This window comes from Nocardia puris (assembly GCF_003315035.1).
In the GTDB taxonomy this organism is placed as follows: Bacteria; Actinomycetota; Actinomycetes; order Mycobacteriales; family Mycobacteriaceae; genus Nocardia; species Nocardia puris.
The window spans coordinates 1-21670 of the sequence record NZ_QNRE01000006.1; the positions used below are offsets into that span (position 1 = coordinate 1).

The 21670-nt window shown below is 70.5% G+C and carries 18 protein-coding genes; 8 read left to right on the forward strand and 10 right to left on the reverse strand.

The annotated features are described in order from the left end of the window. The 4 genes from DFR74_RS17310 to DFR74_RS17325 all read left to right on the forward strand — a co-directional run. A partial coding sequence (locus DFR74_RS17310; protein ID WP_147265845.1) for an AMP-binding enzyme occupies window positions 1–186 on the forward strand: 186 nt, incomplete at its 5' end. Window positions 187–360: 174 nt separating this feature from the next. Continuing rightward, window positions 361–1017 carry a hypothetical protein gene (locus DFR74_RS17315; RefSeq protein WP_067510768.1) on the forward strand — a complete coding sequence of 219 codons (657 nt, stop codon included), beginning with the start codon at window positions 361–363 and terminating at the stop codon, window positions 1015–1017. Next, complete coding sequence (locus DFR74_RS17320; protein ID WP_067510820.1) at window positions 1007–1579, forward strand: DUF6529 family protein; 573 nt, start codon at window positions 1007–1009, stop codon at window positions 1577–1579. The genes DFR74_RS17315 and DFR74_RS17320 overlap by 11 nt, the downstream gene beginning before the upstream one ends. A 21-nt stretch (window positions 1580–1600) precedes the next feature. Then, window positions 1601–2035, forward strand: coding sequence for a QcrA and Rieske domain-containing protein (locus tag DFR74_RS17325; RefSeq protein WP_084537815.1), 435 nt, complete (start codon window positions 1601–1603; stop codon window positions 2033–2035). A gap of 12 nt (window positions 2036–2047) precedes the next feature. Here the strand turns inward: DFR74_RS17325 and DFR74_RS17330 are convergent, their stop codons facing one another. The 3 genes from DFR74_RS17330 to DFR74_RS17340 form a co-directional block, all read right to left on the reverse strand. After that, a complete protein-coding gene (locus DFR74_RS17330; RefSeq protein WP_067510769.1) occupies window positions 2048–2515 on the reverse strand; it encodes a VOC family protein in 468 nt (155 codons plus the stop codon). A gap of 79 nt (window positions 2516–2594) precedes the next feature. Beyond that, the gene (locus DFR74_RS17335; protein ID WP_067510770.1) at window positions 2595–3317 is read right to left on the reverse strand and encodes a hypothetical protein; all 723 of its coding nucleotides are present in this window, start codon (window positions 3315–3317) and stop codon (window positions 2595–2597) included. Beyond that, complete coding sequence (locus tag DFR74_RS17340; protein ID WP_113975178.1) at window positions 3314–4255, reverse strand: hypothetical protein; 942 nt, start codon at window positions 4253–4255, stop codon at window positions 3314–3316. The genes DFR74_RS17335 and DFR74_RS17340 overlap by 4 nt, the downstream gene beginning before the upstream one ends. Before the next feature lie 112 nt (window positions 4256–4367). Between DFR74_RS17340 and lspA the strand changes: the two genes are divergently transcribed. The 3 genes from lspA to DFR74_RS17355 are packed head-to-tail and all read left to right on the forward strand — an operon-like array spanning window position 4368 to window position 6797. Continuing rightward, complete coding sequence (lspA, locus tag DFR74_RS17345) at window positions 4368–5075, forward strand: signal peptidase II (protein WP_067510771.1); 708 nt, start codon at window positions 4368–4370, stop codon at window positions 5073–5075. Next, a complete protein-coding gene (locus DFR74_RS17350) occupies window positions 5072–5998 on the forward strand; it encodes an RluA family pseudouridine synthase (protein WP_067510772.1) in 927 nt (308 codons plus the stop codon). The genes lspA and DFR74_RS17350 overlap by 4 nt, the downstream gene beginning before the upstream one ends. Continuing rightward, the gene (locus tag DFR74_RS17355) at window positions 5991–6797 is read left to right on the forward strand and encodes a hypothetical protein (protein WP_324192105.1); all 807 of its coding nucleotides are present in this window, start codon (window positions 5991–5993) and stop codon (window positions 6795–6797) included. The genes DFR74_RS17350 and DFR74_RS17355 overlap by 8 nt, the downstream gene beginning before the upstream one ends. A gap of 11 nt (window positions 6798–6808) precedes the next feature. Here DFR74_RS17355 and DFR74_RS17360 read toward each other — a convergent pair whose 3' ends face one another. Next, window positions 6809–7183 (reverse strand): SHOCT domain-containing protein, encoded by a 375-nt coding sequence (locus tag DFR74_RS17360; RefSeq protein ID WP_067510773.1) that lies wholly within the window; start codon window positions 7181–7183, stop codon window positions 6809–6811. Window positions 7184–7422: 239 nt separating this feature from the next. Here DFR74_RS17360 and DFR74_RS17365 point away from each other — a divergent pair, with 239 nt between their 5' ends. After that, entirely contained in the window at window positions 7423–7779 is a 357-nt protein-coding gene (locus tag DFR74_RS17365; RefSeq protein ID WP_067510774.1) for a hypothetical protein, read from the forward strand. A gap of 6 nt (window positions 7780–7785) precedes the next feature. Here the strand turns inward: DFR74_RS17365 and DFR74_RS17370 are convergent, their stop codons facing one another. The 6 genes from DFR74_RS17370 to DFR74_RS17395 are packed head-to-tail and all read right to left on the reverse strand — an operon-like array spanning window position 7786 to window position 21569. Next, entirely contained in the window at window positions 7786–8238 is a 453-nt protein-coding gene (locus DFR74_RS17370) for a nuclear transport factor 2 family protein (protein ID WP_067510775.1), read from the reverse strand. A 10-nt stretch (window positions 8239–8248) separates the two neighbouring features. Beyond that, entirely contained in the window at window positions 8249–9646 is a 1398-nt protein-coding gene (locus tag DFR74_RS17375) for a flavin-containing monooxygenase (protein ID WP_067510776.1), read from the reverse strand. A gap of 2 nt (window positions 9647–9648) precedes the next feature. After that, complete coding sequence (locus tag DFR74_RS17380; protein ID WP_067510777.1) at window positions 9649–12105, reverse strand: SDR family NAD(P)-dependent oxidoreductase; 2457 nt, start codon at window positions 12103–12105, stop codon at window positions 9649–9651. A 31-nt stretch (window positions 12106–12136) separates the two neighbouring features. Beyond that, window positions 12137–13528, reverse strand: a complete 1392-nt coding sequence (locus DFR74_RS17385; protein ID WP_067510778.1) for a cytochrome P450 — start codon at window positions 13526–13528, stop codon at window positions 12137–12139. After that, a complete protein-coding gene (locus DFR74_RS17390) occupies window positions 13525–19950 on the reverse strand; it encodes an SDR family oxidoreductase (RefSeq protein WP_067510779.1) in 6426 nt (2141 codons plus the stop codon). Before DFR74_RS17390 ends, DFR74_RS17385 begins: the two co-directional genes overlap by 4 nt. Window positions 19951–19964: 14 nt before the next feature. Next, a complete protein-coding gene (locus DFR74_RS17395) occupies window positions 19965–21569 on the reverse strand; it encodes an acyltransferase domain-containing protein (protein WP_067510780.1) in 1605 nt (534 codons plus the stop codon). Window positions 21570–21670: the final 101 nt, after the last annotated feature.

A 21670-nucleotide genomic window follows, 5' to 3' on the forward strand; every position in this document is an offset into this window, starting at 1 on the left:
CACGTCGCCCACACCATCAGCCCCATCGCCAAACCCAAAACCATCCACATCGTCCCCGAACTCCCCAAAACCCGCTCCGGCAAAATCATGCGCCGGCTCCTGCGCGACACCGCCGAAGGACGCCCCCTCGGCGACACCTCCACCCTCGTCGACCCCACAGTCTTCGAGGCGATAGCGCGCGGCTGACCCACCCCGAGGCGGTGTACTCGATCCATGAGGGGGATCGAGTACACCGCCTTTCCCCTCTCCGCACCGGGCCGATTGAACCGCCGCCCGCGTCCGCTCGTAATACCCACGGAGGCGACCCCCAGCCCGGGTCGCCGGTCGTGGCCGTGCGCGGCCGGATAACGAGGAGATCCCATGAAACGTCTCGGGCCGTGGCTCACCCTGGTGGCGGTGGCCGTGCTCGGTCTCGTGCTGGTGGCGGTCAATATGTCCCAGGAACCCGAGCCGGCGACGGCGAGCACGAATTCCCCTGCCGCGCCGGCGACTTCGGCACCGCCCAGCACCTCGGCGCCGCCGGAAGCGCCCACCGCGCGCTTCCCCGACTCCGCCGACTACGTGGGGCCGGTGCCGTTGGCGTCGGGCGGCACGCTCACGCTGGCCATCACCGTGGCGGGCCCGCGGGCCATCGCCTACGCCTGCGACGGCGCCACCGTCGAGTCCTGGTTGCAGGGTGAGGCCACCGACGGCGCGCTGACCCTCACCGGCCGCAACGGCGCGACCCTCACCGGCCGGCTCGCGGAGGGAGACGTACGCGGTGAGCTGGTCGTGGACGGCAAGCGGTGGGCGTTCACCGTGGCTCCCGTCGCGCCGCCCGCCGGGCTCTACGTCTACTCCGCGAGCGGTTCGCGGCAGAGCTGGATCGTGGACGGCGCGGGCGGCGTCACCGGCGTTCGCCGCGGCCCCGACGGCGGCACGTCCCCCGCGCCCGCGCTGGCCGCCGACGGGTCGGCCGTCATCGACGGCGTCCGGGTGGCGGCCACCAGGGTGAGCGGTGGCGACGATGTCAACTGACGGTCACCCCGCTGCCGCGCGCCCGAACGCGGCGTCCACCCTGGCCGTGGTCGTACCGGTGCTGATCGGCGCGGCCGTCGCCCTGCTGCTCGGTGTGTACGCGAAAGTCCATGAGCCGCGGTTCTTCTCGGTGAACGTGGCCGGGTTCTCCAGTCCGACCGCGGTCAAGGCCTGGCTCGGCACGGTGGCGGCGGCGCTGGCGCTGGGCCAGGTGTTCTCGGCGTTCGCCCTCTACGGGCGCATCCCCGCGCTGCGCGGCGCGGCCTGGCTCGGCACCGCACATGTCTGGTCGGGCCGGCTGGCGGTGCTGGTGAGCGTGCCGGTGGCCGTGCACTGCCTGTACGCCCTGGGCTTCGGGGACTACGACACCCGCGTGCTCGCGCACTCGACACTCGGCTGCTTCTTCTATGGCGCGTTCGTCGCCAAGATGCTGCTGCTGACACGAAAAGGGCTGCCCGGCTGGGTGATTCCCGTCGCCGGCGGCCTGGTGTTCACCGGTCTGATCGGCATCTGGCTCACCTCCTCGCTCTGGTTCTTCCAGAACAACGGCCTCGTCTTCTGAATCCCCCGAACGGAGTTCGTCATGAACCCTCGCAATCCGATACTCGACCGCCGCACCGTCGTGGCGGGGGCGGGCGCGCTCGCGACCGCCGCCGCGCTGGCGGCCTGCACCACCTACGGGGAGGGCGGTTCGGCCGAACCACCCGCTCCCGCACCGGCTCCCGGCCCCGGGGGCGGGCCGCCGGTGCTCGCGAAGACCGCCGACGTGCCGGTGGGCGGCGGGGTCGTCGTGGGCGACACCGTGGTCACCCAGCCGACGGCGGGCACGTTCGTCGGTCTGGACAGCCGCTGCACGCACGCGGGCTGCCGGGTGCGGGAGGTGTCGGGCGGCACCGTCAACTGCGCGTGCCACGGCAGCGCGTTCGCCCTCGACGGGGCGGTCGTCACCGGCCCGGCGACGCAGCCGCTGGCGACGAAAGCGGTACGCGTGGAAGGTGACTCGATCGTCGCCGGGTGATCCGGGGCCGCATCAGGATTCGCCGGAGAACGCGGTCATCCTGCGGTCCATCTCTTCCGGGTCGACGTCCTCGATGTGGGTGGCCACCGTCCACCGGTGGCCCCACGGATCGAGGAAGGTGCCGCTGCGGTCGCCGTAGAACTGCGTGGTGACGGGCTCGACCTCGGTCGCACCGTCGGCCAGGGCCGCGGCGAAGGCGGCGTCCGCGTCGGGCACGTACACGTTCAGCTTGACCGGCGTGCCGCCTACGGTCTTCGGGTCGAAGAACGTCGCACCCTCGTAGGGGTCGCCGAGCATGACGACCGAATTGCCGAACAGCAGTTCCGCGTGCGCGATCTTGCCGTCGGGCCCCGGCATGCGCATGCGCTCGGTGGCGCCGAACACTTTCTTGTAGAACTCGATGGCCTCGGCCGCGCCGTCGATCGCCAAGCCGGGCGACACGACCGGATAGCCTTCCGGAACCGGTGACACATCGGACATCGGAGACCTCCCATCGGTGGTGGGTCGGATACCCCGAGCCTAGGCCCGCCGCGTCCCCGGCACCGGCGGTTCGGCGCGATCAGGGGCCGAGGATGCCCTGGAGGCGCCGCACCTGCGCGTCGGTGAGATCGCTCAGCAATCCGGGGTCGACGGTCTCGGGCGCGGACACCGCGATCTGCGCCAGCGTGGGCCCCACCTGCACCACCGTCACCAGCGAAACCAGGGTCAGGCCCTCGCTGGTGGTGCGGACCTGATAGGAGGCCGACGCGTCCCCGGACTTCGGCTGGTCGAGGGCGCCCACCCGGTACTCGATGGCGATCTCGTCGGCATCGGTGCCCCGGTAGGAAGTGCACCGGCGCAGTTGCTCCTGCACAGCGGTGAACGCGGGGGCGACGCGGTCGGGGGCGAAGGTCGCGGCGTCGATGTCGATGCTGGAGAAGTCCGGGCCGCTGTAGGCGATCCCGGTCGCCGTGACGGGATCGGGCGTCTGCGCCGCGATCGAGGACATCACCCGCCCGCATTCGGCGGGTTCGGTGTCCGCGACCGTGGTCAAGGCGGCTTGCCCGGGATTCACCCGCCGGTCGTGGACGGCGGTCATACCGTCGGGGAAATCGCTGATCGAGAGCAGGTGGGAGATCAGCACGTTCTCGTCGGTGATCGGCCGCGTGTGCGCCGGCGCGGCCGCGACGACCGGCCCGAACTCCGGCAGGCCGGGCGCGGCCGCGCTCTGATCCTCGTCCGGGGAGCCGCATCCGGCCAGCAGCACCGCGCCCGCCGCCGCAAGCAGAGCCCCGCGCCTCACTCCGCCCACGACACCTGCGTGGTGATGGACTGGCGCAGCTTGCTGACGGCGCTGCGGTCGCTGTAGGACTGGTGGCCGCCGACCGTGATCGACCCGGCCACCGGCAGCGGCAGGCCCAGGTCGACGGTGATGGTGCCGGTGCCCTCCATCACGTAGTCCTCGATGTGCAGGGTGCCGGTGTCGTTGGGCAGCGTCCACACCGACGAGCGCGGCGTCTGCGTGACGTGCAGTTCGATGGTGAGGCGGTCGCCCTCGCGCCGGGTGAGCGTCGCGGTGGTGATCTGGTCGAGCATGACGCCGCCGGTCACCTGCTGGTGCACCGTCCACACCGCGCCCTCGCCGACCGGCTCCACCGGGAACATGATCGACCGGTAGACCGCCTGGTAGAACGCCTGCTCGAGGGCGGCGCGGGCGGAGTTGGAGGTGTCGGGCGAAGGCGCCAGGCGCAGCGCGGTGATCGCGCCGTCGTCGCTGAGATCGAAACCGGCGTGCGAACCGTCGGCGGCGGTGAGCGCCTTGTTCAGCAGCGGGTCGGGGGTCGTGACGGCACCCAGTACCAAGTCCACGCCCTCGGCGCTGGCCCGCGCCGTCATCGGGATGGTGAGCGCGGGCGTGGAGAAATCGCGCGCGGGCTCGTCGTTGATCCGCTGTTCGATGCGGTGTTCGGTGCGCAGCGTCACCTGCTGGGTCACGCCCGCCGTGAACGTGGGGCGCAGCACGGCCAGCGGCTCGTCGCCCGGCGTCACCAAGGTGGCGGCGGCAGCCGAGATCGGCACGGTCACTTCCTTGCCGAGGCCCAGCGGCTCGGTGCTGTCGGTCGTGGCAGGGGCCTCCGCGTCTTCCGAGCAGCCGACGCCGAAGGCCGAGAGCCCGAGTGCGAGCACCACGAGCAGCGCACCCGGGCGGACGAACCGGGGCAGGTGGGTAGAAGACAACACCGTCACGAGCAACAGAGTACGACCGCTTCCTGAGCGGAGGCTGGGACCTTCCTTACGCGCGCCGCGGGACACGCACCAGGAGGCGCGGCGCGGCGCGGCGGGCCCTCGAGAGATGATGATCGGCGTGAGTGACGACCGGCCGCCCGAGGAAACCACCCCCGCCCCCGCGCAGGCGCAGCCCCCGCTGCGGCTGCGCACCCTGCTGATCATCGCCGCGGTGGTGCTCGCCTTCGACCTGCTCACCAAGATCGCCGCGGTGGCCTGGCTCACCCCTGGCGACCCGGTGTACCTGATCGGCGACTGGGCACGGCTGAGCCTGGTGCGCAATCCGGGCGCGGCGTTCTCCATGGCCACGGGCATGACGTGGCTGCTCACGCTGATCGCGGCCGCCGTGGTGATCGGCGTGATCCGCATCGGCCGCACGCTGCGTTCGCTGTGGTGGGCGATCGGCCTCGGCCTGATCCTGGGCGGCGCGTTCGGCAACCTCATCGACCGGCTGTTCCGCGCCCCCGGCCCGTTCCAGGGTCACGTGGTGGACTTCGTCGCGATCGGCTGGTACCCGGTGTTCAACGTCGCCGACTCCGGCGTGGTGTGCGGCGCGATCCTGTTGGTCGTGCTCACGCTCTTCGGTTTCGAGCCGAACGGCACGCGCACCGGTCGCGACACCGAGCCCGAAGACCAGGTCCGTACCCAGGACCGAGGTCCCGAACCGGAGCGGGAGAACCCCGACACCGATGGCGGCGATCCCCCGCCCGGCCTGACGAAGAACTCCGACGACTCCACCGCGCGGTCGCGCACCGGGGAGGGGAACGCGGCGTGAGGGAGACCAGGACCATGCCCGTCCCCGACGGGCTCGACGGCATGCGGGTGGACGCGGGACTCTCCCGGCTGCTCGGACTCTCCCGCACTGCCGTCGCGGCGCTGACCGCCGAGGGTTCGGTGCAGTTGGACGGCGTGCCCGCGGGCAAATCGGACCGGCTCACGGCGGGCGCGTGGCTGGAGGTGGAGTTCCCGGAGCCCGAGCGGGAGCTGACCATCGAGGCCGCGCCGGTCGAGGGCATGAAGATCCTCTACGCCGACGACGACATCGTCGCCGTCGACAAGCCGGTCGGCGTCGCCGCCCACACCGGCGTGGGCTGGACCGGGCCGACCGTCGTGGGCGGGCTGGCCGCCGCCGGCTATCGCATCTCCACGTCGGGGGCGCACGAGCGGCAGGGCATCGTGCACCGGCTCGACGTCGGCACCTCGGGGGTGATGGTGGTGGCGCAGTCCGAGCACGCCTACACGGTGCTCAAGCGCGCCTTCAAGCAGCGCACCGTCGACAAGCGGTATCACGCGCTGGTGCAAGGACATCCGGACCCGAGCAGCGGCACCATCGACGCGCCGATCGGCCGCGCGCGCGGCAACGACTGGAAGTTCGCCGTCACCGCCGACGGGCGGCCCAGCATCACGCACTACGACACGGTGGAGGCGTTCCAGTCGGCGAGCCTGCTCGACATCCACCTGGAAACCGGCCGCACCCACCAGATCCGGGTGCACTTCTCCGCCATCCGCCACCCGTGCTGCGGCGACCTCACCTACGGCGCCGATCCCAAGCTGGCGCAGCGGCTGGGGCTGGAAAGGCAATGGCTGCACGCCCGTGCGCTCGGATTCCATCATCCGGCCGACGGACGGTGGCTCGAGATCACCAGCGAGTACCCCGACGATCTGAAGCACGCGCTGGACGTCCTGCGGGATGCGTGAGGACGCGTCCGGCGGTCCCGAGGCGAGCGGTGCCGGGCATGGACCGAGCAATTCGGTGCGGGCGGAGGACGTAACACCGATCGGCGACGGTGAATCCGGACCCATCGACGCGGAGTCGTGGGGTCCTTCCGCGCGCGCTCGGGTGCTGCGTGGTGCGCCGGCGGGTGTCGCGGTGGTGGCGCTGATCGGACTTCTCGTCGCGCTGGGCGTCGCGATTCCGCCGCGCGAACTCGGCGTCGGCACCGACCGCCTCGGCCCGGACCATGGCGAACGAGTCGGCGACTATCTCGACCGAGCCCGCGCCTCCCTGTCCGGCGACCACACCGAAACCCGGTGGGCCCTGATCACTTTCGGCGAACCCCTCGCCTCGCACCAGATCCCCGACCACACCGCGGGTCTCCGCGTCGCCCAGGTTCTCTATCGAGTTCCGTTGCCCCGCGTGCAGACTCCGCTCGTCACCGTCGCGGTCCCCTCCACCGACGTGGCCGCGACGAACTCGTCCCGCTGGGCGGCGGGCGCCCTCCAGGCCGAACTGGATCTCGGCACAGACCCCGAATCCCGCTACACCGCAACTCTTTCGGCATCCGCAGCCCGCCTGCGCGCCGACTGCGCCTGCGTCGTCGGGGTGATCGTCCGAGGCCCCCTCCCGCCCTTGCGCACCCTGCTGGACGACCCGACCGTCCGCGCGGTCGAAGCTCTCCCCGCCGACGCCACCACCTTCGCCGTGACGCCGCTACTGCCCGACCACACGGACGTGGTCGGCCCCGGCCCCGACGACGGGCCGGTTCCGGTGCCCTGAGCGCTCGCGGGTCAGCCGAGCGCCTTGGCCTTCAGCCTGTCGAACTCATCCGCCGAGATCGTCCCCTCGTCGAGGAGCTTCTTGGCGGCGGCGATCTGCGAGGCGGGGTTGGTACCCGCCGTGGTGCGGATGTAGTCCTCCTCGGCGGCCTGGACCTGCTTCGCGGCCGCCATCGACCGCTCGGCCATGCCTTTACCGCGCGTGATCAAGTAGACCAGCGAGGTGATCAGCGGGAAGAGGAACAGGCACACGACCCAGAGCGCCTTCACCCACCCCGAGGTCTCGTGATCGCGAAAAAGGTCGCTGAGGATATAGAACAACAGTAACAAGTAGGCGACGAACGCGAACGACACCACGATCAGCCACAGCACTTCCCATACCGACATCGATCCACCTCGATCATCTCGGTTCGAAATCACCGCCCGGGCGCGGGCGACCCGCCGAACGTAACCCGGTCCGCGCCCGGCGGGAATCATCCGATTCGGGTGATTGACGCACCGGAATCGCGCTCCCCCGGGCAGGCGCCTCGGGCGGATTCCCCCGAACGGGTGACGGTGGAAAGCCCCGGCCGCCCTCGAGTAGTTCTGCGCAGCCGCCGGGCCGCCCGCTCGGCCAAGCTGGACCCATGACGAACACACCGGCCACCAAGCCTCCGATCCGCACCTGGGATGTCGTGTCCGCCATCGTGCTGTACTCCGTCGCCGCCACGCTCGGCCTGTTCGCCGCCTACATCACCGCGTTCTTCGCCATGGCCACGGATTCGTGCTTCGCCGAGAGCGGCTGCCGCGAGGACCTGGTCCTGCCCGCGATGTTCGTCTCCTGGGGCGGCATCGCCCTGGCCGTCTTCGGCATCCCGATCGTGATGCTCGTCGCGGCCACCAAACGGTGGCCGCTGTGGGGTTGGGGCGTGCTGGCGATCGCCCTGGTCCTGGCCTCGTTCTTCAGCGGCCTCGCCATCGTCGAACGGGCCACCCCGGCCTAGCCGGCGTCAGGTCGTGATGGGCGGGGCGGTGGCGTCCTCCACGCCCTGTTTCGCGAGGGTTTCCAGGATCGCGGAGAGTTTCACCGTGTCGCAGTAGATCCACAGGCCGTGGACCTTTCCCCAGCGCAGCTCGATGATGTGGACACCTTCGTTGGTGTAGCGGGTGCCCTCGCGGTCGGTGAGGGAGTCGGTCCAGCGGACGGTGGCGAAGGTCTTCCACGGGCCGCCGGCGACGGCGAGGTCGGTGATGGTGAACGCCAGGTCGGGGAGGAGGGTGGCGAGGCGGTCGTACCAGCGGGTGATGTCGGCGGTGCCGCGGCGGCCACCGCCGAGCGCGTGGTCGCCGGAGAACCAGTGCTCGGCGGTGGGGGCGAACTGCGCCACGACGGCCGGATAGTTCCCCCGATTCACCTGTTCGAACGTGTCGCGCAGGCGCTGTTTCACAATGTAGTGATACATGATCCGAATTCTAGTGGGAGTGCACCTCTTCCGCGCGGCGAGCCGACGCCGGCGCGGGCACGAACAGGCGTTTGGCCAATTTCCGCATACGACGGCGGAAGCTCACGTGTTCGACCTGGATCCAGTGCCGTTCGGAGTCGTAGAAATCGATGCCGCCATTGAGTTTCGCGCCGAGCATCGGATCGGCCTTCTCGCGCCGGAACTTCGCGATGCGCTGGGGTGCGGTGCGCGACAGGTAGAGGTAGCGCGCCATGACCTGTGCCTGGTTCTCCATGATCGGCCAGGTGCCGGTGGAGGTCTGGAAGTACCCGATGACGTAGAGGTTGTCGTAGTCGGGGTGGTAGGCGTGCAGGTGCAGACGCGGGATGTTGTCGCCCCAGTTGAGGTGCTTGCGGTCGATGAACGGGAACTCCGCCTGCCGGAATCCGGTGGCATACACGATCACATCGATCCGCTCCGTGGTGCCGTCGCTGAATCGCACGGAATCACCGCACAATTCGGCAATCTCCGGCTTGACACCGATATCGCCGTGGTCGAGGTGATACAGCAGCGTCGAGTTCAACACGAAATGCTCTTCGAGCAGTTTGTGTTCCGGCTTCGGCAGCCCGTAGCGGGTCAGCGGCCCGACACTGTTGACGCGCAGCAGCGGTTTGCCGAAGAAGCGCGTGATCGGCCGCGGCATCCGGAATTTCAGCAGGAACTCGTAGAACACGTCGGTCGGGAATCCGAAGAGGTACTTGGGCCAGATATAGAGCCCGCGCCGCACGCTCAGGAAGGTCGCTTCGGCGTTCTGCCCGGATTCCACCGCGATGTCGCAGCCGGAGGTTCCGCACCCCACCACCAGAACCCGCTTGCCGCGCAACACGTCCGGATCCTTGTAGTCCGACGAATGCAGGATGAGCCCGTCGAACTGTCCGGGGTGCTCGGGGAAGCGAGGTGACCAGTTGTGCCCGTTGGCGATCACGAGCCCGGCGTAGCGCCGCACCTGCGTGCCGTCGGGCCCGTCGAGGGTGACGATCCAGTCGGGGCTGCCGTCCTCGCGGTCCACCCACGTCACGGTGGTCTCGAACTCGATGCGATCGAGCACGCCGAAATGTTCGGCGTAGGACCGCAGGTAGGCCAGCGCGTGCCGCTGCCCGAGGTAGGTCGGGTAGTCGCGCGGGATCGGGAAGTCGGAGAACTCGATGAACGGTTTCGAGGTGATGAGGTGGATGGAGCGGTAGGCCGCGCTGCTGGGACCGCGGTAGTTCCAGGTGCCGCCCACCTCGTCGGCGCGCTCGAGCACGTCGACGTCGACGCCGTATTCCAGGAGGTTCTTGGCGGCGGTGAGGCCGGCCGCGCCCGCCCCGATCACGCAGTACCGGTCGCCGCGGTCGAGCACGGCGGGTCGTTCGACGGTGGTGGTCATGTCTATGCGTCCTCGGTGAAGTAGGGGCGGCGCAGGATGATTCGAGGTTCGCCGCCGGAGGTGCGGGCGATCCAGTCGTCACCGTCGGCGAGGACGACGCCCGCCGATCCCGAGTTCGGGGCGGGCACATCGATCGACGGGACGCACAGGCGGCGCGCGCGAGCCGGAGCCTGGCGCATCCACACGCCGCGCACCAACGTCTCCAGCTGGTTGAGGGGCAGTTCGGGACGCGGCGTCGGGGTGATCGCGACCAGGTCGGCCATGCGATCGGCGGTCACGTCGGCGAACCAGCGGCCGCTGCCCGCTTCGACCGTCCAGCGCCCGAGCCGGAAGGCCTGCCCCGCCCACTGGGGCGTGCCCGCGGCTACCGATGTGTCTGGTTCAGGAACCGAAACCTGCTGTTGGGCACCGGGTTCCGCGCCGTACCACAGCGTGGCCGCCGCGACGAACACCCCGTCCGCGCGGGTGAGGGTGGTGCGCACCGCCCACCGCTTGTCCTCGGTCCACCCGCCCGTGGCGTGGGCGTGCCAGCGGACCGGGATCCGATCCAGGCGCAGTGCCGCGAGGTCCACCACCACGTCCCGCAGGGCGGTGATCGGCTTCTCCTGCCCCTCGGGCTGCACCCAATCACCCAGGGAGCGCAAGTATTCCAGCACCATGCTCACCGGCACGGCGGGCGCGCCCCCGACGCGGAAGTCCGTGCAGCACGGCACCATTCCGGGGTCGATCTCCAGGGCGGACTCGATCAGCTTGCCGCTCGCGAACTTCAGCGGCAGGCCGAGGAAGAGCACCCGGTTCACCAGTCCGTCCACGGCCGAGAGCTGCGCGCTGGGCGGATAGCCGCGCAGCAGGGTGGGCAGCAGCGCCTTGCCGAACTCACCGACGAACGTCCGCTCCCCCGACTCCCCCGCCAGGATCTCGCGGTGCCAGTGGTATAGCCCTTCTTCGACATTGATGGCCGACATATATGCCAGCGTCGCTTCGAAGTTCGTGATGATGCCCAGCCGCTCCCAGGTGGGCCAGCACATCGTGGTCACCGGAACCCGCAGGGAGCGGCCGGGTTGCGGCCCGTCGGCCGCCGCCCACAATCCGATGCGCGCGAGCGCGTCGTTGGCCGCGCCGTATTCGAGCTGGCCGACCATCCCGCCCCAGCGCCCGGCCAGCGAGCCCGCGATATTGAAGAACCGCAGCGGTTTCGTCTCGTCCAGCGCCGCGAGCAGGTTCATCAATCCGACGACCTTCACCGACACGGTGCGCCGGATGTTCTCCGTCTTCTTGGCGGGCAACCGCACGGGCGTGTCGACACCGGCGTTGTGCACCACGCCGACCAGGCGCGGTCCGGCCGAATCCAGCAGCGCGCGTACCTGTTCCGGATCGGCCACATCGCACTGCCGGTAGACGATGTCGAGCCCTTCGGCTTTCGCCGCTTCCAGTCGCTGCCAGAGCTCCCGGTCCCAGCGCGCCCTGGACAGCTTCGCCCGCACCTCGGGCAGCGTGCCGGTGCCCGCCGCGTCGATGAGCCTGCGGTCGCGATAGGCGCGAAAGTCTTCGTCGGACAGCTTGTTCAGTGCGTTCGACGGGTCGGGCGCCGCGGCGCGCCCGCTGATGACGACCGTGCAGCCGTGCGCCCGGCACAGCGCCTGCGCGAGCGCGAATCCGATACCGCGCCCGCCGCCCGACATGACGATGACGTCGCCCGCGTCGATCTCGATCCGCGGCATCGGCACATCGACGCGGTCCGCGACCAGGGTGTGGCGTTTGCCGTCGGCGTGGCCGATCTCGAAGTAGCCCCAGCGGTAGAGCTCGCGGCAGATCAGGCCGGCCGCGGCGGCGTCCAGCGGCGCGACATCCGGCCCGCCCGAGGGCAGGTCGACCACACGCACGTTCACGTTGTCGAATTCGCGCGGCAGGCTCTTCGCCAGCCCCGCCCAGAGCCCGCCCAGCGGCTGCCCGATGGTGCCGCCGCCGAAGCCGTGCCTGCCGTCCATGCGGGTGACGGCGAGGTAGAACAGGCGCTCGCCGTCGGTCTCGGCGTTCCAGTCGGGGAAGATCTCCTTGAGTACGCCCACCGTCTGGAGGAAGGCGGGCTCCCAGGCGTAGCGCCGCGAGATATCCATGGACGCTTCGAGATTCAGATCGATGATGCCGTCGAGCCGTCCGGCCGCACGCACAAACGCCGCCGCGTCGGTCTCCGCGCCGTCCGCCGGCGGGGCGAGCCGGAACACCTGCGCCCCGGCGGCGCTCAGCGCGCCCTCGACCACCTCGGCCGAGGCCGCGCTGCCGCCCAGCAGGGCGACGCGGCGGCCCGCCAGGCGCGGGCTCGGCTCGGCCGGGGTGCTCTCGATCTGGGTGGGGCGCCAGAGGAATCGGCCGGTCGGCAGCACCGAGCGATCGGCGGGATAGTCGACGGCCGGTAAGTGGGGGACGACGCGGGGCGGGGCCTGTTCGATGGTGGTCATCGCTACCTCGGGATTCTGGTGGGCCTGCGGATCAACGGGTGCGCGGGGTGAGGCGCAACCGGATGCCGTCGGCGGGGCGCAGCGACACCAGCGTCGCCAGGTCGGTGGTGGTGCCGGGCACGGTCTCGATCCGGAATCGGGACACGATCATGGCCAGCGTGAGGTGGGTTTGCAGCAGCGCCATGCTGTTGCCGATGCACTGGCGCTGGCCGCCGCCGAACGGGAAGAAGGCGAACTTGGGCCGTTTGGTCTGCTGGGCCGGGTCGAACCGGTCGGGGTCGAAGCGGGTGGGTTCGGTCCAGAAGTCCGGATGCCGGTGCGTCACGTAGGGACTCAGGAACAGGCACTCCCCCGCCGGAATGTGCCAGCCGTCCACCAGATCGTCGGCGACGGCCTCGCGCGGATACACCCAGATCGGCGGGTGCAGGCGCAGCGTCTCGTCGGTGACCATCTTGGTGTACTCGAGCTTGGCCACATCGGCGAGTTCCGGTGCGCGACCGCCGAAGACGGCGTCCACCTCCTCGAACATGCGCTCCTGCGCGTCGGGGTTGGCCGCGAGTTCATAGAGGGCCCAAGCCAATCCGGTGCCGGTGGTCTCGTGGCCCGCCATGAACACCGTCATGAGTTCGTCGCGGACGTTCTCGTCGGTGAGCGGCCGCCCGGTCTCCTCGTCCTCGGATTCCAGCAGCAGGTTCACCAGATCGGGGCGGCCGGCGTGGTCACCCTCGCGGTGCGCGGTGATGATGCGCGTCACCACGTCGTACATGGTGTCGCGCGCCGCCGCGACCCGCCGGTTGTACGGGAACGGCAGCCAGCTCGGCAGCAGTTGAACGACGGTGCCGCGGAACACCATCGCCTCGATGGCGGTCTGCATCGCGACACCCACCGGCTCCTGGTGGGGCTCCAGGTCTGTGTCGAACATGATGCGGCCCAGGGCGCCCAAAGTGATTCGCATCATGTCGGGCACCACGTCGCCGCCGCTGTCGTCGCGGCCCGGACCGTGCCCGGCCGACTCCCAGCGCTCCAGCACCTCGGCGGTGGCCGCGACCATGGTGTCGGCCATGGCGTCGATCGCGGACCGGTGGAACAGCGGGTTGACGATCCGCCTGCGGGTGCGCCATTCGGCGCCGTCGGTGGTGAGCAGCCCCAGACCCATGAAGATCTTGAACCGCTCGTAGCCGATGCCGCGAATGTAGTTGGCGTTATTGTCCTGGAGGACGTGCTTGACCGCTGTCGGGTGGTAGGCGAGGTTCGCGGTGAGCAGCCCCAGAGGCAGGCGCACCATATCGCCGTACTCGCGGCGCAGATCGTCGAACAGTCGAGGGGCGTTCTGCTGCAACGCTTTCACGTTGCCCGGGATCCGGTGGGCGCCGAGCGGGCCCGGGGGCACCTTGCCGAGGGCGGTGGGGGTGATCGTCGTCATGCCAGTTGCTTCCTGCCGTTGCGGAGGTCGTCGAGTCCGGGCGCCGGGACGCCGAGGTCGAGGTGGCCGATCAAGGCCCAGTCGAGTTCCTTGAGGGTCAGCATGATCCGGCCGTCGGGATGCACCGCCGTGAAGCGGTTGCCCGAGCCCGCGCCCTCCCCTTCGTCCGGGAGGACGGCGTAGAGCTGGACCGGTCCGGCGCGGCCCGCCAGCGCGTCGTTGGTGTGTTCGTAGAGGTCGAGCCTGCCGATCCGCAGCGGCGCGGCCACCGGGATCGTGCCGTCGGCGCCGTCGGCGAGCACGCCGGTGCGCAGCAGCCCGTCCAGCAGGACGGTCGGCACGCGGAAGCGGGAGAACACGGCATCGCCGGGCTCGAGCCGCAGCGTGTAGGCGCTGCGTTTCCCGGTGGGGTGCAGCCTGGTGTCGGCGGTGGAGACGAACGGGCCGGTGAGCGAAACCGGCGAGGCCGGATGGTGGTACGGGTCGACCGCCGGTGTCTCCTCGGCCGCGAACCAGTCCGTCCAGCGGGGCGCGGCGGGCAGCACGGTGGCCATCAGCACGTCGCTGGTGAAGTGCAGTTTGTCGCGCACCAGCACCATGCCGTTCGGGGCGATGACGTCACCGGTGACGGTGACCGCGACCCGCGCCTGCCCGAGATCGGGCCGCCACTCGGTGACTTCGGCGCGAATCCGTTTCACCAGTGGCCCACCGGTTTCCGGCACCTTCAGGAAGTGGTGGAAGGTGAGATCCTCGAGGGCGTAGACGCGCAGGCCGGGGACCAGCGCGGCGGCCGCCTCGAACGCGATCTCCGCGACGAACGCCCCCGGCAGCGTCGGGGCGCCGTTCACCCGGTGGTCGCGCAGGTATCCGTCGCGCTCCAGATCGAAGGTGCGCTCGAACACCGCCCACGGGCGGTCCTCCACCACCCCCGCGTCCACGCGCCGGTCCAGGTAGAACGGGCGCGGGCTGGCGGGCAGGAAGCCGGGCAGCAACGCGTCGACCGCGCCGTACTCCGCCGTGCCGAGATGCGCCACGTAGGGCCGGGATTCGCACGACTGCAACTGGCGCAGGAAGTGGTGCGCGCCTTCGTCGTTGGACATGTTGGAGTACTGGCCGCTCTTGTCGAAGTAGGCCTTGGTGAGCTCGTTCGCGCCGAGACCCACCTCGCCCCACAGCGTCCAGCCGACGGTGAACTCCGACCGACCGCCCACCTGGGCGCGGAACAGCGCCGCCGTGCCGAGGAAGTCGTTCGCCGAGGCGTAGTCCACCTCGCCCACCTGGCCGGTGACGCCGAGCAGCGAGCCGAAATTGCACCACAGGCGCGGCGGGTGCGCGGCGAGCGCGGTCGCGAGATGGGTGTAGCCGAGCAGTTTGATGTCGCGGATGCGGCGGAACTCGGCGAACTCCTTCGCGCCGATCGGGGCGGAGCGGTTCAGCCCTGCCGCGTTGACGAGGAGGTCGATCTTGTTCTCCGCGGCCAGGATTCGCGCCATGGTGTCGCGCACCGCCGTGGGATCGGTGATATCGCACGGCAGATACGTCACGGCCGCCGCGCCCGCCGCCTCGATGCGGCGCACGTTGGCGCGCACCGTGCGGATGTTGCCGATGCGCTGGAACTCGGCGTTGATCCGCGCCGGGGTCAGTTCGGGCGCCTTGGCCTTGCGTTCGCGCATGTATTCGCGTTTGGCGGAGGCGAATTCGGCATCGCTCATCGCCAGGTAGGCGGCGGGCGCCTCGTCGATCGCGCTGCTGCCGAGCAGGTAGAAGCGGCCGCCGTAGCTGCGGGCGGTGGCGATCATGAGTTCGGTGGTGATGCCGCGCGCGCCGCCGACCGCCACGATCACCGAGTCACGCTCCAGCACCGGGGTGTTCTCGGTTTCGTCGGCGACCACGGTGAGGCGGCTCGCCATGCGGGTGCCCGCCGCGTAGTAGGCGATCGGAAGTCCGCGCTCCAGCATGGATTCCGCCTCCGCCTCGGCGATCGCGCCTGGCAGATCGCGGTCGGTGGCCAGCGCGAAGGTGAGCCCGCGCGGGTGCTCGAGGTGGGCGACCTTCGTGAACCCCGTGAAGAGGCCGACATACGGGTGCGGGGTCGCGCCGGTCATGGCGCGGGTCAGCACGGTGATGCTGCTCGCGCCCGGCTGGGCCAGCGCCTCGGTGCGGAACTTGGCTACCAGGAACAGCAGGTCGTGCAGCACCGCGATCCCGGCCGTGCGCTGGTCGGAGACGCCGTCGGCGGCGGGCTCGGCGGGCAGGGCCGTGACAACGCGCAGGTGCCGCAGGTGCGCGCGCGGATCGTGCGTGTCCAGCAGGGACGCCACGGTTTCCGGCGTGACCTCCGAGACGTGCACGACGCCCGGCCTGGCGGTCCACGCCTGGGTCGGCAACGCGGCGACGGAGAACACCGTGACGCTGTCGGGGACGCCGGCCGCGGCGAGTTCGCCGGGGCAGTCGGTGAGGACGAGGGTCGGCGCGTCCGGCCAGAACGAGACCGGCGGGCGGACGACGACACCGGGCTCGGCGAGCAGGTGCCAGGCGTGCACGTCGACGCGGGTGGGTTCGGGGGCGGTCGCGGACGTGACAGTGCTTGCGCTGGAGGCGGACTCGCGGCTCGAACCGGGCACGGTCTCGGCATCGTGCGCGGAAACGGCCGCCGCGGCGGGAGCACCCGCGCGATGCTCCGATGTGGCCGACTCGGCCGCGGGCACCGGGGCAGCCGCCGCCGTACGCCGTGACCCGGGCTCGATCGCCTCCGATCCGGCGGCGACCGCGACGTCACCGGGCACGGCGCTGGGCTCGGTGACGACGGCCGCCGGGCCACTCACCCGGACGAACTGGTCGGAGGCCGCGACGCCGCCGCGGCACGCCACCACGGCGACGCCCGACTCCCCCACCGACGTCAGCGCGGACAGCAGCCCCACCGCGCCTTCGCCGCCGAGGAAACTCGCCGGCCGCCCCGCGGCGCGGGCGCCGCATTCAACACCGGCACCCGCTCCCCCGACGCCGGTTTCGACGTAGCCGAGCACCGGCAGGCCCGCCGCGGTCGCGGTCTGCTCGGTGGTGACGGCCAGCAGGAACGCGCCCTCGGCCAGGACCGCGTCGGCGGGCAGTTCGGCGGCCAGCAGTTCCCGCTGCTCCGGCGTGGCGTTGCCGTTGATGCCGCCGATCAGCGCGACGGTGAGCTCCCCGGCGCGCAGGTAGCGGCCCGCCACGTCGAGCGCGGTGATCGCGGAGGTGAATCCGGTGTCCACGGTCATGTTCAAACCGTTGAGGCCGAAGTAGTTCGCCACGCGCGCCGGGATGACGTTGGGCATCATGCCGGGAAACGTGTCCTCGCTGGACGGCGGAACGAGACCGGTGATGTCGGCGGCGATGTCGCCGAGCACGTCATCGAGCCAACCCGCCGCCGCGAGTTCGGGATCGGCGCGCAACGCCAGGGCGACGTCGTCGAGGTAGCAGCGGGTCGCGTAGAGCGTCGCGTTGCGCGTGCCGCCGTAATGCCCGAGCAGCACACCGGTGTCACGCGCGTTGGCCGTCCAGAAGTCGCCGAGCTGCTCCCGAATCCGCTGGGCCGAGCGCAGAATCATCAACTGACACCGGTCGATCGCCCGCATGGTGCGCGGCGGAATCTTCACCTCTTTGATGGTGGGCAGCGGGTAGGCGTCGCCGAACCCGGTGGGCGCGGCCGGATCGGCCAACCACGCGTCGATATCGGGCGCACCGGGCACGTGCGAGGACACCGCGATCACGGCGAGTCGCGTGGAAACCCCTGCGGGCTCGGTCTTTCCGTTCGCCATGACGTTGTTCCTCGGGACAGGGGTGGTCGGCGGCATGGGAAGCGCCGACGAGCCGTTCGGCATGTCAGCGTGTTCGGCGGTTCTCGGCTCGGGTGTCGCGAACTCCGCACTCGCGGAACCGGATTCACTGCCGTGGGGCGCAGCAGCTGGACCACCGACGGTCGAACCGTTCGTCGCGGGCCGTGTGGAGACGGCCGTGGAGTGGCCCGTAACCGCGTGCGCACCAGCGCTGTTCGACACGGGATGGGGCGCGGCGGCTCGAACCGCACCGGCTGGCGCGAGGTCTTCGGCGGTGGGTTCCTGGATGACCAGGTGGGCGTTCGTGCCGCCGAAGCCGAAACCGGAAATGGCGGCGATGCGGGGAGTGTCGCGCTTCGGCCAGGCGACGGTGTCGGTGGGAATGCTCAGCGAGCAGGTGTCGAGCTGAAACTCGGCGGGCGCCTCGCTGAAGCGATGCTGGCGCGGGATGGCGTCGTGCTCCAGGCCGAGTAGCACCTGGATGAGCGAGGAGGTGCCCGCCGCCCAGCCGGTGTGGCCGATGACCGATTTGTTCGAGGTCACCTGCACCGGCGGGCCGTCGAGAGTGGTGCGCAGCGTGGTGAATTCGGCGATGTCGCCCGCCTTGGTGCCCGTGGCATGGGCGACCACCCAGTCGGGGATCACGCCGTCCATGCGGGTGTCGGCCTGGGCGCGGCGAATGGCGAGTTCCTGACCCGCGGCGCTGGGCGCGTAGATCGCCTTGCCCTTGCCATCGGAGGAGCTGCCGAAGGCCTTGACGGTCGCCAGGATTCGGTCACCGTCGGCCTTGGCCCGGCTCAGCCGCTTGAGCACGACGGTGGCGGCGCCGTCGGAGAACAGCACGCCGTCGCTGGTCTTGTCCAGCGACCGGACCTCGCCGCGCGCCGACAACCCGTTCAGCTTGCCGAACAGCACCGAGCCGCGCGGGCCCACCGCGAACGCCCCACCGCAGACGGCGATGTCGTGCCGCCCCTCCAGCAGGCCCTTGATGCCGATGTCCACCGAATACAGCGAGGACGAGCACGCGGTGTCGACCATCATGAGATCGGTGTCGGCGGGCAAGATCCCGTCGATCGCGCCGTATCCCACGCGGTGCGGGAAGAACCTCTCGGCCTCCCCCACGCTGCGCGGATACCGTTCGCGCAGCACCGATTCCGCGTGTGCGAGCAGGTGTTCGGCATCGGCGACCCCGCGCTTGGTCAGCGCGGCGCGCATCCGCTGGAGCACACCCGAGACGACCGTCGCCTCCTCCAGGTACTGACTGCCGTCGGCCGTGTAACCGGCCTGGAAGCTGCACCGGTCCTCCGGACGTCGCCGCACACCGTCGAGCGCCTGCAACACCGAGTGCCGCAACCACAGCGTGGTGGACTCGAGCGCGTCCGGCGCGCGACCGGAGGCGCGCAGTTCCTCGGCCAGTTGCGGATGCGGCACGAAGTCGGTGATGAAGGCCGAGTGCCGCGAGTACGACTTGTCCTCCGCGGCCTTGTCGGGCGAGTAGAAGCTGTCGTTGTCCCACCGACCCTCCGGAACCGGCATGAAACGTTCGGCGCCCTCGACCAATTCGGCCCAGTACTCCTCCGGGGTGTTGGCCCCGGAGACCGTGAGGCCCATGCCGACGATGGCGATCACGTCGTCGTCGGGGTCGACTGTCTCCGGCACCGGTGCGGCCGTATCCGCCACCAGCGCGGCCGACTCCGGCACGCCCGCCTCCGCCACAGGTACACCACCGGAAGCCGGATCGGCTGCCGGAACCTCGCTCGTGACAGCGGAGTTCGTCCCGGAGGCCTCGACCTCGTCCGGAATCCGCTCCACGGCAACGGCATCCGCCGGTGGCGACAGCAATGCGTAGCCCGTCGACAGCCCGCCGTCGGCCAGGACGGTCTGCCCGGTGATCCAGGACGCGCGCGGGCTCACCAGGAACGCGACGACCTCCGCGAACTCCTCCGGTGTGCCGAGGCGGCGCAGCGGGGTGGCCGCGATGGTCGCCCGCTGCATGGCCTCGGCGTTCGGGAACTTGTCCGCCACCGGGCTTTTCAGCATTCCGGCGGCGGCGGTGTTCACCCGGATGCCGAGCGGCGCGTAGTCCACCGCGAGATACCGCGTCATCGCCTCCACGGCGGCCTTCGCAGGCCCGCACGCGAGGTAGTTCGCCATGACGAATTGACCGCCGCCGAGGGTCGAGACATTGACGATGGCCGCGCCCGACCTGCCCGCCATGAGTCCCGCCGCCAGGCGCGCGCAACCGAGCCCGCCCTTGAGGTTGGTGTCGAGGGCGCGGTCGATCATGGCGTCCTCGACGTCCTCACTCGCGGCGAGCCTACCGTCGGCGGCGTTGTTCACCAGGATGTCGAGTCCGCCGAACTCCCTGGCGATCTCCTCGAACATCGCCTCCCGCTGGCGCGGCTGCGCCACCGACGCCCGGATCACGTGGGCGCGCCCACCGCGCCGCGCGATCTCGGCCGCGGTCTCGCGCGCCTCGGCGGGCGAACGGAAGTGATTGATCACCACCGTCGCCCCCTCGGCCGCGAGCCGCAGCGCGATCACGCGGCCGACGTTGCGCGCGCCCCCGGTCACGAGCGCGATCTTGCCGGTCAATTCTCCGGTCACGGCGCACCGTCCTCTCAGGCCGCGATGATCAGGTCGGCGATGCGACCCAGCGTGTTGTGGTCGCCGACCTTGAAATCCGCCGGGCGCGGCGGCAATCCGTACTGCGCGCCGACGCGCCCCAGCAGCTCGGTCTGCTTCACCGAGTCGACGCCGAGTTCGGCCTCGAGGTCGGTGTCCTCGTCGAAGACCTCGGAGGGGTACTCGAGGGCGTCGGCGTAGAAGGAGGTCAGTTCCCGCAGCAGCTGGGAACGGGAAGGAGTCGATCCCGCTGCGGCGGGGGCTGTTTCAGCGGCCGGTGCCGCCGAGACGGCACTCGCCGACCCGTCGGCCGCCGCACCCGAGACAGCGGTCGGCCGACCATTCGCATCGCCGGCCGTAACCCCACCACCGGTCACCGGGGCGACAGCCGCGAGAGCCGACACGGGGGGCGCGGGAACGATCGCCGGACTCGCGAAACTCGGCGACGCGGCCGCGCCCACCAGCGGCACGGCCCCCGCCGCGGTCGTCCCCGCCACGTCCACCAGCTCGCGCCGGATCAGGTCGATGATCCGCGCCCCGTTGGCGCGCCAGGCGCGCTGGAACGTCACCACGTCCAGGTCGGGGGCGAACACGCGGTGCAGCACATCGTCGACCTCGGCCGGTGCGAGCACGCCCGCCTCGGCCAATCCGGTGATCGCCGCCCCGATTCCCGACATCGGCGACAGCGACGGCACGGCCGTGAGGCCGGTGTCGCCGACCACGCGCCGCGCGATGGTGGTGAGCGCGTCGAGCGCACCGGATTCCACGAACACCGTGACGCCCTCGGCGTGGACGGCGCGGACGGCGTCGGCGAAGCGGACCGGTTGGACGAGGTGCCCGGCCAGCGCGGCCGTCAGATCGTCCGCGTCGGTGTAGCGGCGCGACAGGATCGGCGAGAACACCGGGAGTTCCAGCGGCTTGCCGGTGAGATGCCTTATGCGCGCGCCGAATTCGGACACGGCGTCGGCCAGCAGCGGACTGTGGAACGGATACGGCGACTTGACCGGCCGCGCGGCGAGGCCCAGCGCGGCCGCGACCGCACCTGCCTTCGCCACGGCGGCCGCGCCACCCGACACCACCGTCTGCCCGGCGTGATTCTCCACCGCGATCACGGTGTCGGCGTCGCCGACCAGATCGAGGATGCGCCGCGCGGTGGCCGCGTCGGCGCTCAGCGCCGCCATGCCGCCGTCGGGCACACCCGCCGCACGCAGCGCGGCCGTGCGATGGCAAACGATCTCGGCGCCCTCGCCCGCGGTGAACGCCCCCGCCGAGACCAGCGCGGCGATCTCTCCGAAACTGTGCCCGATCAGCACTTCGGGACGCAGGCCCTGGCCGCGCAGCGCGCCGAACGCGGCTACCGAAATTCCGTAGATCGCGAGCTGCAGCAAATCCGGGGCATCGGCGAGTAGTTCGTCGAGCGGACGCGCCTTGCCATTCGTCAGATTATCCGACACACGCTCGTTCAACATTTTTTCGGAAACCGCGTCGATTTCCTCCAGAACCGCTCTGACCTCCGGAAAGGATTCGAGCACATTGGTCAGCGCGCCCTGATAGTAGGCGCCCTGACCAGGGAAAAGGACCGCAACTTTACCAGCCGTCATCGAACGAACCCTTCGACGAGTAGTGCAGTGAGTGGCACAACGATGTGCAGCGCGAGCCAGATTGTCGCGCATCGAAATTCACCTGAATTAGAACAGACCAC

Excerpts from the sequence above, each read along its gene's own strand:
- DFR74_RS17315 (WP_067510768.1), top strand. The coding sequence starts at position 361 with ATGAAACGTCTCGGGCCGTGGCTCACCCTGGTGGCGGTGGCCGTGCTC.
- DFR74_RS17320 (WP_067510820.1), top strand. The coding sequence starts at position 1,007 with ATGTCAACTGACGGTCACCCCGCTGCCGCGCGCCCGAACGCGGCGTCC.
- DFR74_RS17325 (WP_084537815.1), top strand. The coding sequence starts at position 1,601 with ATGAACCCTCGCAATCCGATACTCGACCGCCGCACCGTCGTGGCGGGG.
- DFR74_RS17330 (WP_067510769.1), bottom strand. The coding sequence starts at position 2,515 with ATGTCCGATGTGTCACCGGTTCCGGAAGGCTATCCGGTCGTGTCGCCC.
- lspA (WP_067510771.1), top strand. The coding sequence starts at position 4,368 with ATGATGATCGGCGTGAGTGACGACCGGCCGCCCGAGGAAACCACCCCC.
- DFR74_RS17355 (WP_324192105.1), top strand. The coding sequence starts at position 5,991 with ATGCGTGAGGACGCGTCCGGCGGTCCCGAGGCGAGCGGTGCCGGGCAT.
- DFR74_RS17360 (WP_067510773.1), bottom strand. The coding sequence starts at position 7,183 with ATGTCGGTATGGGAAGTGCTGTGGCTGATCGTGGTGTCGTTCGCGTTC.
- DFR74_RS17365 (WP_067510774.1), top strand. The coding sequence starts at position 7,423 with ATGACGAACACACCGGCCACCAAGCCTCCGATCCGCACCTGGGATGTC.
- DFR74_RS17370 (WP_067510775.1), bottom strand. The coding sequence starts at position 8,238 with ATGTATCACTACATTGTGAAACAGCGCCTGCGCGACACGTTCGAACAG.
- DFR74_RS17375 (WP_067510776.1), bottom strand. The coding sequence starts at position 9,646 with ATGACCACCACCGTCGAACGACCCGCCGTGCTCGACCGCGGCGACCGG.
- DFR74_RS17380 (WP_067510777.1), bottom strand. The coding sequence starts at position 12,105 with ATGACCACCATCGAACAGGCCCCGCCCCGCGTCGTCCCCCACTTACCG.
- DFR74_RS17385 (WP_067510778.1), bottom strand. The coding sequence starts at position 13,528 with ATGACGACGATCACCCCCACCGCCCTCGGCAAGGTGCCCCCGGGCCCG.
- DFR74_RS17395 (WP_067510780.1), bottom strand. The coding sequence starts at position 21,569 with ATGACGGCTGGTAAAGTTGCGGTCCTTTTCCCTGGTCAGGGCGCCTAC.